The organism is Empedobacter falsenii (assembly GCF_019308355.1).
Taxonomy (GTDB): Bacteria; Bacteroidota; Bacteroidia; order Flavobacteriales; family Weeksellaceae; genus Empedobacter; species Empedobacter falsenii_B.
Window position 1 is genome coordinate 22,107 of sequence record NZ_JAAGKM010000014.1, and the last position, 14,919, is coordinate 37,025.

Here is a 14,919-nt window from a genome sequence, read left to right on the forward strand (position 1 = left end):
TTAAACTTTAAGAAATTATTAGAATTTCTATCTTTGTCTTGATGAAAGAAAAACCACTATTTTTTGTTTTAATAATTCTAACACTTTTACTTTTCGTTTTGAGTTTAAGCGTTGGAAAAGTCTCGATTTCTTTCACTGAAATTTTTAATGTATTTTCTGGTCATTCAGACGAAATGTTGCATAATCTTGTGCTCAATTTTCGTTTACCAAAATCATTAACTGCTTTATTGGTTGGTATTTCGTTGCCAATTTCAGGTTTTTTGATGCAAGAATTATTCAAGAATCCGTTGGCAGAACCTTCTGTTTTAGGAATAACTTCGATGGCAAGTTTAGGCGTTGCGATTGTGATTTTTCTTTTTTCGATGATAGGTTTAGAAGAATTTCTCAATAATCCTTGGATTACAATTATTGCTTCATTTTTAGGCGCAATTATCGCGTTGTTTTTAGTAATTTCGTTATCATTTCGTGTCAAATCATCCGCTTCTTTGGTGATTATCGGATTTATGATTGCTGGTTTAGCGGGCGCATTAATTGGTATGATGCAATATTTTGCTCCTTCCGATAAAATAAAAGCGTATTTAGTTTGGGGATTCGGTTCGTTGAGCGGTTTATCGTGGGAACAATTAGGCGTTTTTGGTTTATTTGTTTTGAGCGGAATTATCGTTTCATTATTTACTTTACGAGGAATTACAGCCTTATTATTAGGTGAAAAATATGCACAATCATTAGGAATTAATATCAAAAAATTACGTTTTACAATTTTAATTTCAACAGCATTATTAACGGCGTCAGCAACGGCTTTCGCAGGTCCAATTAGCTTTATAGGATTGGCAGTTCCACATATTTGCAGAACATTGTTACGAACAGGCGATATGAAAATTTTGTACCGATGGATTTTCGTTTCAGGTATATTTTTTATGTTATTATTTTCGATTTTGACCGAAGATTTTCCGTTTGGAACTTTACCAATCAATATTATCACAGCGTTGTTTGGAGCTCCAATTGTCATTAGTATTTTGTTGAATAATAAAAACGAAGTGCGATGAAAAATACCGTTTTGAAATTAGAAAATGTTTCGGTTGGATATGGTTCAAAAGAAATTGTTTCAACCATAAATGCGACTATAAATTCGAATGAATTGATAGCTGTTTTAGGTAAAAATGGTGCAGGAAAATCAACCTTGATTAATTCGATTTTAGGTTTTCAGAAAACACTGAATGGAGAAATTTATTTAGAAAATAATTCGATCAAAAAATTATCTTCTCAAGAAATTGCACAGCAAATTGCAGTCGTTTTACCACGTTTGTCGATTGTTCCAAAAATTAAAGTTTCGGAATTGGTTGCGATGGGACGCTTGCCTTATCACAAGGTTTTGAAAAAGATTTCTGAGGATGAACAAAATTTAATTGATGAGGTTTTGGAATTGGTAGGAATTTCGAATTTGGCAAATCAATTTGCGAATGAAATAAGTGAAGGTCAATTGCAATTGGTGATGATTGCGCGTGCGTTGTGTCAAGATGCGAAATTGGTGATTTTAGATGAACCAACTTCTAATTTAGATTTAGCGAATCAATATCGAATTTTCAATTTGTTGAATGAATTAAAATTGAAAACAGATAAATCATTTCTGATGATTACGCACGAAGTTGATTTTGCATTGGAAAAAGCGGATAAAATTTGGTGGATTGAAAATGGAAACCTTTTCGAAAATATTCCAGAACAAATGGCTTTTGAACATCAAATTATTCAGAAATTATCTAATCAAAATTTAACGTATGATAAAAAAAATAATCGTTTTTCAACACAAAAATCATTTTCTAAAACGATTGGTGTAAAAGGAAATTCGGAATTAGCTTTTTGGGTGAAAAATGCCTTAATTCGAAATGGAATTTCTGTAGAAAATAATGCGGAAAATCATATTGAAATCACAGAAAATAACATCATCTTTGAAGGAATAAAGTTTGAAACGATAGAAGAAATTGTAAATTTTGTACAACACTATGAAAAATATAATTGTAACGGGAGCGAGTAGAGGAATTGGTTTTGAATTGGCAAAACAACATTTGGAATTAGGAAATCGAGTGTTGACAGTCTCTCGAAATGTAGATAAATTGAAGGAATTAACAGCTTTTGCAAAAGAAAATCAATATCAGTTTATCGGTGTTGATTTGGCTAATTTTGATGAGATTTCAGATGTTTTGAAAGCAGTGGAATCTTGGAATAAAGTAGATGTTTTGTACAATAATGCGGGAGTTTGTATCAACAAACCATTTATAGAAATGCAACAAGAGGATTTGTTAACTTCTTGGCAAATTAATTTTATGGCACCATACCGATTGATACAAGTTTTGATGCCAAAATTTGATACATCTTCTCATGTAGTTAATATTTCGACAATGGGAGCTGTACAAGGTTCGGTGAAATTTCCTGGTTTGTCTGTTTATTCGTCTTCAAAATCTGCAACGGTTAATTTGACTGAATTGTTAGCAGAAGAATTAAATGAACTTGGTCCAAGAATAAACGCAGTGGCGTTAGGAGCGGTGCAAACAGAAATGTTAGAAGAAGCGTTTCCGGGATATATTGCGCCTTTACAACCAGATGAAATGGCCGAATATTTGGTTGATTTTGGATTGAATGGTTGGAAATATTTTAACGGAAAAATTCAACAAGCTTCTATTTCTACGCCATAAAAAAACGTAATAAGAATCTTTAAAAAGATATAATCTGCATAAAAAAATAAGTTTTTATGCAGATTTTTTTATTTGAAATTAATGGAATATCCTTAAAACTAAAACCTTATTTTTGTAGTATGCATATTTTAGTAGTAGAAGATGATCAAAGAATGTCTGAATTAATTCGAAGAGGATTAATAGAAAATGGATTCGAAGTTACTGTAGTTTATGATGGTGAAATGGCACTTAAATTAGCTCTTCGCGAAGAGTATGATTTAATTGTATCTGACATAATTTTACCTAAATTAAGTGGATTAGATTTTTGTCAAGAAATCAAAAAACAGAAACCTTTTCTTCCTATTATTATGTTAACAGCTCTTGGAACAACAGATGATAAAGTAGAAGGATTTGATGCTGGTGCAGATGATTATATGGTGAAACCTTTTGAAATGCGAGAACTTGTTGCTAGAATAGGGGTTTTATCAAAAAGAAATTTTAATCATAATTCACAATCCTTTTTATTAAAATATGATACTTTAGAGATGAATCTTCATACTAAAATTATAAAAAGAGAAGAAAAAGAAATTGATTTAACTCCTAAAGAATTTCGATTGCTTCAATATATGTTAGAAAACAAAGAACGAGTTTTGTCTAGAAATGAAATTGCAGAAAATGTTTGGGACACACATTTTGATACAGGAACTAATTTTATTGATGTTTATATAAATTATTTAAGAAATAAAATTGATAAACATTTTTCTACAAAACTAATTCACACAAAAACAGGTCAGGGATTTATATTTAAGAAAGATGAAAATAAGAGTTAGACTGACGATTTTATTCACTCTACTTACAGCTGCAATACTTTTCTTTTTTGCTTTTATTATTTATTATTCAGCTAAAAAAGATAGAGAAAAAGAGTTTTTTGAATTATTGAAAAAAGAAGCAATTACAAAATCAAATCTTTTTCTTAAAGCTAAAGTTCCTTCAGAAGTTTTACATAATATTTATCATAATAATAGACAAACAATCAATGAAGTAGAAGTTGCGGTTTATAATCAAAATAAAAAACTACTTTATCATGATGCAGTTGAAATAGATTTTGTAAAAGAAACTGACGAATTATTTGATGAAATACAACAAAAAGGATTTGTAATTTTTTATCAAGATAAATGGCAAGTGGTTGGAATGAATTATGTTGTAGATGGCAATCATTACATTGTAACAGCGGCTGCTTTAGACGAATATGGATACAGTAAAATAAATAATTTATTGAAAAACATCATACTGATTTATATTCTTTCTTTGCTATTAATTATTTTGTCTGCTTTCTTTTTTACAAATAAAGCAATCAATCCAGTAAAAGAAATAACAAATAAAGCCAAACAAATTTCTGCTTCGAATTTAGATTTGAGAATTGAATTGAAGTCAAAAGGAGATGAGTTAGCAGAATTAACAACAACAATTAATCAAATGTTGCAACGATTAGAAAACTCTTTTGATGCACAAAAAAGCTTTGTTTCTAATATTGCACATGAACTTCGTACACCTTTGGCTGCAATTATAACAGAGTTAGAAATGGCTGTAGATAAAGTGCATACTAATGAAGAGTATCAACAGTTAATCCAATTTGCATTGAATGATACGAAAAGAATTGTTCGTCTTTCAAATAGTTTGCTTGATATGGCAAAAGCAAGTTATGATCCTTCGGAAATAAATTTTAAAACGATTCGGATTGATGAAATACTTTTAGATTCTGTTGCGCAAATTCAAAAAAGCAATAAAGAGTATAAAGTAAATTTAAATTTTATTAGTATACCAGAAGAAGAAAACGAAGTTGCAGTTATAGGAAATGAGTATTTATTAAAGGTTGCTTTTACTAATCTAATAGAAAATGCTTGCAAATATTCAATTAATAATAGTTGTATTGTTCAAGTTGATTTTGATGATAAAGACGTGAAAATTAATTTTATTAATAAAGGAGATAAAATTGATCAAGAAGAATTAGCATTGATTTTTAAACCTTTTTTTAGAAGTGATAAACATAAAAATATTCAAGGACAAGGAATAGGATTACCTCTGACAAAGAAAATTGTCGATTTACATGATGCTCGTTTAGAATTATATTCCGAAGAAGGAAAAGAGACTATTTTTCAGATCGTATTGAAGAAGTCATAATAAAACTTAAATCATTAAAAAAAATATAATGGAAGCCTGCTATTTAGCAGGCTTTTTTTGTTCTAATAAAATTCTAATATTCTTCTATAGGGTTTCTAACAGCAGTAGCTTTTGATGTATTGTAAATTTGCACCAGAAAAAAATATAATGGAAACAGATTCCCAATTTGTCAAACAATAAACTTAAGATTCATTTATAACTGCTTTTGAGATAATTGAAACTTTGGTTTGTCTTAAAAAAGGAAATAAAATGAATTTAATGAATTTTACAATGCAGCTAGGATTAGCTTTTCTATTAGGAGCTGCAATAGGTTTAGAGCGAGAATATCGTCAAAAAAGTGCTGGATTAAGAACAAATACTTTAGTATGTGTAGGTTCAGCAGCGTTTATATTAATGTCTTATTCTATCGGAGGTGATGCAGTAGGACGAATAGCTTCATATGTTATCAGCGGAATAGGTTTTCTGGGCGCTGGAGTAATCATGAAAGATGGATTAAGTGTAAGAGGATTGAATACTGCCGCTACCATTTGGTGTTCAGCAGCAATTGGGTTATTTGTCGGTTCAGGACTTTCAATAGAAGCAGTTATACTTACTTCAATTATAATGTTAGCCCATCTATTATTAAGACCAATTAGCAATCACATTTATCGTTATTCTTTCAAAAATAAAAACCACAAGGATACTGAATATTTATTGGTTATAAAATGTAGAAATGATGTAGAAAATCATTTGAGAGTATTACTAATGCGATCAATAGAGAATAATGAAAATCTTATGATGAAGTCTCTTTCAAGTGATGATGATTTAATAAATGATTCTGTAATGATTTCAGCAGAAATATCAGCTTTAAATCAACAAGATAGTCTTTTAGAAAAAATAGCAAGTCGATTAACAATTGAAAAAGATGTCCAGAAAATTCGTTGGGAAATTATAAGTAACGAAGTGTAAAAATAATAAACAGTAATAAGAATATACAGAAAAAATATCTCATGAAAATAACAAGATTAAATCATTTTATACTGCTTTTAGTAGGAAGTACAATGTTTTTGACGAATAGTTGTAAAAATAAAACAGAGCAAACTGATAATCCAGATTTTTATTGGGTAAATAATGAAATAGAATTATCAGAAAATTCTCCAATAGAATCTAAATTGAAATTAGAAACATCAAAACTTCAAACGATAGAATCGGAGTTAAGTTCGACAGGAGTTGTAAAAGCAATTCCTGAACGATTTGCTCAGGTAGCATCGCCTTTTGCAGGACGCATAGTAAAATCTTTCGTCACATTGGGACAGTATGTGAAAAAAGGCTCTCCCATTTTTGAAATAAAATCTTCAGAATATTTTTCAGCTCAGCAAGAATATTTTTCAGCTCAGCAAGAGTTAAAACAAGCAGAAATGAATTTGAAACGTCAAAAAGATTTATACAATCATGCTGTAGGTGTAAAAAGAGAATTAGAGGAGGCTGAGACAGATTACAAGTTAAAGAAAATAGCAACAGATCAAACTGCTGCATCATTGAAAGTTTTTAATTCATCTTCTAGAGTAGGAATGGGGCAATCTTTAATTGTTCGGTCTCCTATTTCTGGACGAGTTGTAAGCAGCGATTTAGTTGTTGGTCAATTCATAAAAGAAGATCATGAAGCTTTAGTTACAGTAGCAGAATTATCAAAGGTATGGATTTCGGCACAAGTAAAAGAACATAATTTAGGCTTCTTAGAAGAGTTAAAAAATATAACATTTACAGTTGATGCTTTTCCATCAAAAATATTCGAAGGAAAAGTAATTAATATAGGACAATTGCTAAATGAAGAAACGAGGAGTGTTGATGTGCTTATAGAAACGAATAATAATCAATTTGTTTTAAAACCAGGAATGTATGTTAACGTAACATTGAATAGTCTAGATAAAGAAGAGATAATCCTTCCTGCAAAAGCTGTTTTTCAAGAAAAAGAAAATCAATATGTTTTTGTGAAAATAGGTGATAGAAAATATCGAAAAGCAAAAGTAAAAGCAATTGGAACTTCAGAAAATAACGATTTTGTTCGTGTTACAGATGGTTTAAAAGTAGGAGAAAGAGTAGTGATTGAAGGAGGTATTTTTTTAATGGGAGCAAAATAAATAAGCTATTGTGATGAATAAACTAATAGAAATGGCGATTGCCAAAAAATGGTTAATGGTAGCTTTGTTTTCTTTGGCTGCATTATTTGGATATTATTCTTGGAAACAATTATCTATCGAAGCTTATCCTGATATCGCTGATGTAACTTCGCAAGTAGTAACTCAAGTTCCTGGGTTGGCTGCGGAAGAAGTAGAACAACAAATAACAATTCCAATAGAAAGAGAGCTAAATGGTTTACCAGGTATGCATGTTATGCGTAGCAAAAGTACATTTGGATTATCTATAATTACGATTGTATTTAAAGATGGAGTAGATGATTATTGGGCTCGTATGAGAATTCAAGAACGATTGAATGATATTGAGTTGCCGTATGGAGCTGAACCAGGATTAGATCCTTTAACATCTCCTATTGGAGAAGTATTTCGTTATATTATTGAAAGTGACACAAAGAGTTTAAGAGAATTAACAGATTTACAACGCTTTGTTGTTGTACCAAGAATTAATCAAGTTTCAGGAGTTGCAGAAGTAACAAATTTTGGAGGAATCACAACGCAATATCAAATAGAAATAGATCCAAATAAATTAACTCAGTATGATGTATCGTTAAATGATGTTGTAGAAACAATAGAAAAAAACAACATTAATGCAGGAGGAAGTACATTACCTCAAGGAGATATAGGATATGTGATTAGAGGAATAGGTCTTGTAAAAGATTTAGAAGATTTTGGTAAGATTGTTATTAAATCAGAAAAAGGTGTACCTGTTTTATTATCAGATATAGGCGAATTAAAATATGGAAACTTAGAACGAAAAGGAATTTTAGGTTATAGCGATAAAAGCCGAAATCATAGTGACGGAATTGAAGGGATAGTTTTATTGTTAAAAGGAGAAGATACTTCTGTAGTTTTAGAAGGTATTCATGAAGCTGTAGATGAATTGAATAATGATTTATTGCCAAAAGATGTAAAAATACATGCATTTTTAGATCGTACAGATTTGGTAGATACAACACTTAATACTGTTTCATACACATTAATGGAAGGTATTTGTTTAGTCGTTATTGTACTTATTGTATTTCTTGGAAGTTGGAGAGGAGCTCTTCTAGTAGCTATAACAATTCCTATTTCATTGCTTATCGCATTTATATTAATGCATTTTACATCTATTCCAGCTAATCTACTTTCGTTAGGAGCTATAGATTTCGGAATTATTGTAGATGGAGCTATTGTGATGATGGAAACCGTTTTGAAAAAAAGAGAGGAAAATCCAAAAGAAGAATTAAAGGAGAAAACTATTTCAACGGTTGCAAAGCAAGTAGCAAAACCAATATTTTTTGCAACACTAATTATTATAACAGCTTATTTACCATTGTTCGCTTTTGAAAGAGTAGAACGTAAACTTTTTACTCCGATGGCTTTTACTGTTGGTTATGCATTATTTGGAGCTTTATCAGTTGCACTTTTATTAATCCCAGGATTAGCATTTGTAATGTATAAAAAGCCAAGAAAAATTTATCATAATAAATGGTTGGAAAAGCTAACGAATTCTTATTCAAAGGTTATCAAGAAAATAGTTGCTACACCCAAAAAAGTTATTCTACCATTACTTATTGTTCTTGCTAGTGCAACAGTATTATCTATTTCTGTTGGAAAAGATTTTTTACCAACATTAGACGAAGGTTCTATTTGGTTACAAGTAGAATTACCTCCAGGATTATCGGTAGAGAAGTCAAAAGAAATGAGCAATGTATTGAGAGAACATACAATGAAATATGACGAAGTTACTTATGTAATGGTTCAAGCTGGTAGAAATGATGACGGAACAGATCCATGGACAGCATCTCATTTTGAAGTTTCAATAGGACTGAAACCGTATAAAGAATGGCCTAGAGGAAAAACTAAGAATGATTTGATTCGAGAATTAGAATCAGAGTATGCTAGTATGCCAGGATATACAGTTGGTTTTTCTCAACCAATGATTGATGGCGTTATGGATAAAATTTCAGGAGCACATAGTGAGTTGGCTGTAAAAATATATGGAAAAGATTTTACTGAAACACGTAAAATAACTGAGAATATCATGAAAGAATTAAAAATGGTAAAAGGTGCTGTTGATGTATCAATAGATCAAGAACCGCCTTTACCTCAACTTCAAATTCATGCTAATCGAGATAAAATTGCACAATATGGATTGAATGTTTCTGATGTTTCAGAATTAATAGAAGTCGCAATTGGAGGAAAAGCTATTTCTCAAATATTTTCAGATGATAGAGTATATGATTTTACTTGTAGATATAAAGAAGATAGTAGAAATACACCAGAAAAAATAAGACAATTAACTTTGACAAATGTAGATGGTGTAAAAATACCATTAGCGCAAGTTGCGGATGTAAAACTAAATACAGGAGAAAGTACAATTACGCGTGAAATGAATAAACGTCATTTGACAATAAAACTGAATTTGAGAGACCGCGATTTAAGTTCTTTCCTAAAAGAAGCTCAAAATAAAATAGAACAAAATATTGATTATGATCATAGTCAATATCATATTAAATGGAGTGGACAGTTTGAAAATCAAGACAGAGCTTATAAAAGACTTTCAGTTATTATTCCAATTGCAATATTAGTCATGTTTATACTTTTATATGCAGCATTCGGTAAATTGAGACAAGCTTTGCTTTTAATAGGAATTATTCCTTTGGCGATATTCGGTGGAATGTTGGCTTTAAATGTAAGAGGAATGACGTTGAATGTATCTTCAGCAGTTGGTTTTATTGCATTATTCGGAGTTGCAATTCAGAATGGAGTGATTATGATTTCTCAAATCAATTTACTGAAAAATAAAGGAATGGAACTTTCTCAAGCTGTTATAGAAGGAACAAAAAATCGTTTCAGACCTGTTTTGATGACAGCCACAGTTGCGATTCTAGGATTATTACCAGCTTCATTGGCAACAGGAATAGGATCAGATGTTCAACGTCCATTAGCAACGGTTATCGTATACGGATTATTATTCTCAACAATCATTACACTTTTTGCCCTTCCAGCTTTGTATTATATGATCGAAAAGAAATGGGGAAAAGATTCAGTAGAAAAATCAGTTAATCAAAAACAAGATTAAAATGAAAAAATATTGGTTATTAGTTGTGTGTAGTTTGTTTATAGTAAATACTAAATTAATTGCTCAAACAACAAGTGAAAGCGAGTTAGATTATAAAAAATTTATAGAAACAGTTCAGGCAAATAATATTTCTTATACAGCAGAACGCTTTAATGTAGATATTGCCGAAACAGAAATTTTAAGTTCAAAAGCATTTGCGGATCCCGAGCTTCAATTTGAATATTTTGATAATGGAGAAGCCAAAAGAAAAATGGGACTTGGATATTCAGCGGAAGTTGGATGGGTTTTAGAATTAGGAGGAAAAAGAAAAGCTCGAATTAATTTAGCTAAAAGTGAATTTGAATTAACGAAATTAATTCTTTTAGATTATTTCAAAAATTTAAAAGCAGACGCAACATTAGGATTTCTTCAAACAATCTATCAGAAAGAAATGTTGAATGTAAAAGAGAATTCTTATAACATGATGAATCAGTTAGCAAATTCGGATGAAATAAGATTCAAATTAGGAGAGATTTCTGAAACTGATGCAAGACAAAGTCGATTAGAAACTCAGTCATTAAAAAATGAAATAATACAAGCAGAAACAGATTTTGCTACATCAAAAATTCGATTGTCAACTTTTATGGGAATTGATCAATATGCAGATTTATTTTCTACAGTAGGAGATTTGAAAACGTTTCAACGTGATTTTGATTTAATCAATTTGACTGAAATGGCCTTAAGTAATCGAACAGATTTATTAGTAGCCTTGCAAAGTAAAGATGTTAGTCAAAGAATGATTGATTTAGCCAAAGCAAATCGTGCAATAGATTTGGGACTGATTTTAGGATTAGAGCATTCAACAGCTGTTAGAAATTTGATAGCAGAAACTCCTCAGTTCACACAAATTAAAGGAGGAGTAAATATTCCATTGAAATTTTCGAATAAATATAATAATGAATTGAAGGTTGCTAAAATGCAATTTAAACAAGAGGAGCTAAATTATAAACAAATAGAATTAGAAATTAAATCTCAAGTAAAAGAAGCATATGAGTTGTATGAAGGTTATAAAAAACAGTTGAAACAATTTGAAATAGATATATTAAAAAACGCGAATTTAATATTAGAGGCTAAAAAATACAGTTACAAAAGAGGAAATTCGTCTTTGTTAGAGGTTCTAGATGCTCAACGTACTTATAATGAAACTCAAAATCAATATTTGGAAACTCTTTATAATTGTGCTTCAGGTCTTATTGATTTAGAAAGAGTAGTAGGAATTTGGGATATTGATTTTTAAATCTTTACTAACTCTAAAGATTTATGAATTATTTTCGTGATGATTTTTCAATTAAATGTCTAGGACATATTTCAACGGAAAAATTCAACAAGCTTCTATTTCTACACCTTAAGAAAAATAGAATTTAGATAAATTGTAAAAGTCGCTCTTGTGCGACTTTTTTTATTGATTCAAAACTCGTTTTCTAAAAATATATATCAACGGAAAACTGCGTAAAAACATCCAAATGCCAAATGCAATCCAAATTCCATAAATACTTAAACCAAAGTAATCTGCAAGATAAATGGTTGGTAGAAAACCAAGAAATGTTGCGACAATTAAGTTGTTTCGCAAGAGTTTTGCATCGCCCATTCCTTTGAAAAAACCATCAAAAATATAAGCCAATGTGTTGATTGGTTGCATTAATAAAACCATCCAAAATACAGAGTTGAAAATAGTCAAAACATTCGGGTCTTGATTGAAAATTTGCCCAATTTGATTGTAAAAAATGAAACAAATAGTAATTAAAATACACGCAATTAAAACAGAATATTTGGAAATATCTTTGCTTAAAATCCAAAGTTTAGGATAATTTCGTTCGCCTTGTAATCGTCCTGCCATAGCATTTCCTGCACCTGCATAACCATCAATAAAAAATGAAAAGAATAACCAAATATTCATCAAAATACTTTGCGCGGCGATATAATCTTTTCCATAATCGGTGGCGTAAGAATTGGCAAGAAAAAATGCAACATTCAACGAAGCTGTTCGTAAAATAAAATTGAAACTTAAGTTGACATATTTCTTAAAAAGTGGATGAATGGTTTTTCCTGGATTTAACCCAAATGAAGTTTTCGTGAAATAGTAGTAAAACGCCATAATTACCATTATCAATTGTGCAATAAGACTTGCATAGGCAGCGCCTTTGATATGATAAGCAGGAATTATTCCATTTACTCCAAAAATTAAAATATAGTCTAAAAACACATGAACAAAAGCAGCTGTTAAACTACATTTCATTGCCCAAACGGTGTTTTGCATTCCTCTAAATGCTCCAAAAAGAGTGAGCGAAATAAGTGTTAATGGAAAACCAAATGCTCTGATTTTGTAATAATCGACCGAAAATTGAAGAACCAAATCTTTTGCATTGTACAATTCGAATAGATTTTGTGCAAAAAAATACGTTGGGACAAAAATAAGTAAACTCAAAAATAGATTGAAATACAACGCTTGCGGAACTAAAGTTTTGAGACTTTCCAATTTATTTGCTCCAAAACTTTGCGAAACCAAAGACGAAATAGAGGTTTTGGTTTGGGTAACAATCCAGATAATTCCTGAAAGAAAAGAACCAACTAAACCAGTCGCAGCAAGTGCTTCAACCGAATACTCTTTTACATTACCCACCATCGCAATATCGGTTAAGGTAATAAGAGATTCGGCAATTCCCGAAAATATAGCAGGAATAGCTAATTGATTAATTTGTTTGAACGTAATTCTATCCGAAACCAAATTCATTTCGAAAAATTATTTTTTTACGCGTTTGTATGGAGGTTTGTTTTTGATGATTTGACTCAACATAAATAAGGTAGTTCCGACCAATGTGAAATAACCTAAAAGTGGTAAGCCCGGAATGTGATAATCGTTGTATTTGAACATGAAAATACATGCTAAATACCCAGCGAAAATCAAATAATAAATTACTTTTTTGAATGATCCGTAAGTAAATTTTCCTCGAATATATTCAATCAAATTCAACAGAATTAATAAGAAATAAAAGCCGAAAAAGATATAACGCAATGGGTTAATTGGACGATCGGTAGTTCTTATATTCACCATTAAATTGTAATTGTAAACACCGTTATAAATTAATAACAATAAGATAAGAACGATAATAATACGAAGTATTTTCATAAAGTATTTTTGCATTAAAAAAAGCTGTCGAAACAGCTTTTTGATTTTATTTTACAGGTTTGAAATCTAATGAAAGCGAATTCACACAATAACGTAAACCAGTTTCTGTAGGTCCGTCATCAAAAACGTGTCCTAAGTGACTTCCGCAATTTCCGCAAAGAATTTCTGTTCTCTTCATTCCGTGCGAAGTGTCTACGCGTTCTACGATTTTACCTTCTTTTATTTCTTTGTCAAAACTTGGCCAACCACAATGTCCATCAAACTTAGAAGAAGAAGAAAACAATTCTTCTCCACACGCATTACACGTATAAATTCCGTTCTCGAAATGCATGTTGAATTTTCCTGTAAAAGGACGTTCTGTTCCAGCTTCTCTTAAAACATAATATTCTTCAGAAGAAAGTTCTTTTTTCCATTCTTCGTTTGACTTATTGATATTGAATTGAGGTTTTTCGTTCATCGTAACAGTGTTTGAAGGTTGTTCTACTTTAGCATCTTCTTTCTTGTGTTGAGATGTACAAGCAGCCATAAGGCTCAATATTAATCCAACAACAAAAAAAGAAGTATATTTTTTTAGGCAATCCATTGATTATATTTTTCAAAAGCTTGTCTGATTTCTTCTTCAGTACAAACTACATCATAACGACAATTTCCAATCTTGTTGATCAAACTAAAGTTGATTGAATTGTTTTGATTTTTTTTGTCGTGTTTCATCCATTCCATTAAGTTCGGAAAAATTTTCATATCAATTGTATTTAATGCATACATTGACGAAAAACTTTCGCAAACCTCTTCCACATCAGCTTTAGAAATTAATTCTTGATCATAACTAAGGAATGTCTCAATAATCATTCCGATTACAATTGCTTCTCCATGTAAAAGCGGAAAATCAGTTTCTAAAGATTCACTTTCTATAGCATGACCTATTGTATGACCAAAATTTAAAATTTTGCGTTCACCTTTTTCATATGGATCATTATCAACCACATTTTCTTTGATATGAATAGAATCCATGATAAAAGGAGCTAAAGATTCGGCATCGTGCGAAGGTAATTGCACCAAATTATCCCAATGATCACGGTTCTTGATTAAACCATGTTTTAACATTTCGGCTAAGCCAGATTTTACTTGACGTTGCTCTAATGTCAACAAAAATTTAGGATCAACTAACACCATTTCTGGCTGTGTAAATGTCCCAATCATGTTTTTCATTCCTTCCAAATCAATTCCATTTTTTCCACCAGCAGAAGCATCAACTTGCGATAATAACGTAGTTGGAATGTTGATGAATTTGATTCCACGCTTGAAAGTAGAAGCCATAAAACCTCCCATATCGGTTAAAACTCCACCACCAACATTAATAACTAATGAATGACGATCTGCACCCAACTCGCTTAATGCTAACCAAAGATTAGTTACAGTATCGATGTTTTTATTTTCTTCTCCAGAGTCAATTTCAAGGATTTCGTAAGCAGAAATATTGTCCAAATCGGCTAATAATAGCGGTAAACAATGCACATGAGTGTTCTCATCTACCAAAAAGAAGATAGAAGAAAAAGTGTTATTTGCAAGGTAATCGTCTAATATATATGCGATTGAACCAAAATGAATCGGAGCTGATTTCAAAATGAAAAATGTTTTTAAAATGTGCCTAAAATTACGACG

The 14,919-nt window shown here is 30.8% G+C and carries 13 protein-coding genes; 9 read left to right on the top strand and 4 right to left on the bottom strand.

The window, feature by feature from the left end:
* The first annotated feature begins 41 nt into the window (after positions 1-41).
* From G0Q09_RS07485 to G0Q09_RS07525, 9 genes are all read left to right on the top strand, one after another.
* Positions 42-1,046: a FecCD family ABC transporter permease gene (locus G0Q09_RS07485; RefSeq protein WP_219034437.1), complete on the top strand. Its 1,005-nt coding sequence runs from the start codon at positions 42-44 to the stop codon at positions 1,044-1,046.
* Complete coding sequence (locus G0Q09_RS07490) at positions 1,043-2,032, top strand: ABC transporter ATP-binding protein (RefSeq protein WP_219034438.1); 990 nt, start codon at positions 1,043-1,045, stop codon at positions 2,030-2,032. Before G0Q09_RS07485 ends, G0Q09_RS07490 begins: the two co-directional genes overlap by 4 nt.
* The gene (locus G0Q09_RS07495; RefSeq protein ID WP_114999363.1) at positions 2,001-2,690 is read left to right on the top strand and encodes an SDR family NAD(P)-dependent oxidoreductase; all 690 of its coding nucleotides are present in this window, start codon (positions 2,001-2,003) and stop codon (positions 2,688-2,690) included. Before G0Q09_RS07490 ends, G0Q09_RS07495 begins: the two co-directional genes overlap by 32 nt.
* A 119-nt stretch (positions 2,691-2,809) precedes the next feature.
* Entirely contained in the window at positions 2,810-3,499 is a 690-nt protein-coding gene (locus G0Q09_RS07500) for a response regulator transcription factor (RefSeq protein ID WP_114999365.1), read from the top strand.
* On the top strand, positions 3,483-4,850 hold the full coding sequence (locus G0Q09_RS07505; RefSeq protein ID WP_219034439.1) for a HAMP domain-containing sensor histidine kinase: 1,368 nt from the start codon (positions 3,483-3,485) through the stop codon (positions 4,848-4,850). The genes G0Q09_RS07500 and G0Q09_RS07505 overlap by 17 nt, the downstream gene beginning before the upstream one ends.
* Positions 4,851-5,099: 249 nt before the next feature.
* Positions 5,100-5,798 carry an MgtC/SapB family protein gene (locus G0Q09_RS07510; RefSeq protein WP_219034440.1) on the top strand — a complete coding sequence of 233 codons (699 nt, stop codon included), beginning with the start codon at positions 5,100-5,102 and terminating at the stop codon, positions 5,796-5,798.
* Positions 5,799-5,839: 41 nt separating this feature from the next.
* Entirely contained in the window at positions 5,840-6,970 is a 1,131-nt protein-coding gene (locus G0Q09_RS07515; RefSeq protein ID WP_219034441.1) for an efflux RND transporter periplasmic adaptor subunit, read from the top strand.
* 13 nt (positions 6,971-6,983) lie between these two features.
* The gene (locus G0Q09_RS07520) at positions 6,984-10,091 is read left to right on the top strand and encodes an efflux RND transporter permease subunit (protein ID WP_219034442.1); all 3,108 of its coding nucleotides are present in this window, start codon (positions 6,984-6,986) and stop codon (positions 10,089-10,091) included.
* Position 10,092: 1 nt separating this feature from the next.
* Entirely contained in the window at positions 10,093-11,367 is a 1,275-nt protein-coding gene (locus G0Q09_RS07525) for a TolC family protein (RefSeq protein ID WP_219034443.1), read from the top strand.
* A 162-nt stretch (positions 11,368-11,529) separates the two neighbouring features.
* On the opposite strand, the gene G0Q09_RS07530 is transcribed toward G0Q09_RS07525, so the two are convergent.
* From G0Q09_RS07530 to aroB, 4 genes are read right to left on the bottom strand one after another with little or no spacing between them, the layout of a single operon-like run.
* Positions 11,530-12,861: an MATE family efflux transporter gene (locus tag G0Q09_RS07530; protein ID WP_219034444.1), complete on the bottom strand. Its 1,332-nt coding sequence runs from the start codon at positions 12,859-12,861 to the stop codon at positions 11,530-11,532.
* A gap of 9 nt (positions 12,862-12,870) precedes the next feature.
* Complete coding sequence (locus G0Q09_RS07535) at positions 12,871-13,257, bottom strand: hypothetical protein (protein ID WP_038336995.1); 387 nt, start codon at positions 13,255-13,257, stop codon at positions 12,871-12,873.
* Positions 13,258-13,303: 46 nt separating this feature from the next.
* The gene (gene msrB, locus G0Q09_RS07540) at positions 13,304-13,840 is read right to left on the bottom strand and encodes a peptide-methionine (R)-S-oxide reductase MsrB (protein WP_219034445.1); all 537 of its coding nucleotides are present in this window, start codon (positions 13,838-13,840) and stop codon (positions 13,304-13,306) included.
* Positions 13,828-14,880 (bottom strand): 3-dehydroquinate synthase, encoded by a 1,053-nt coding sequence (aroB, locus tag G0Q09_RS07545; RefSeq protein WP_114999381.1) that lies wholly within the window; start codon positions 14,878-14,880, stop codon positions 13,828-13,830. Before aroB ends, msrB begins: the two co-directional genes overlap by 13 nt.
* Between the last annotated feature and the right edge of the window lie 39 nt (positions 14,881-14,919).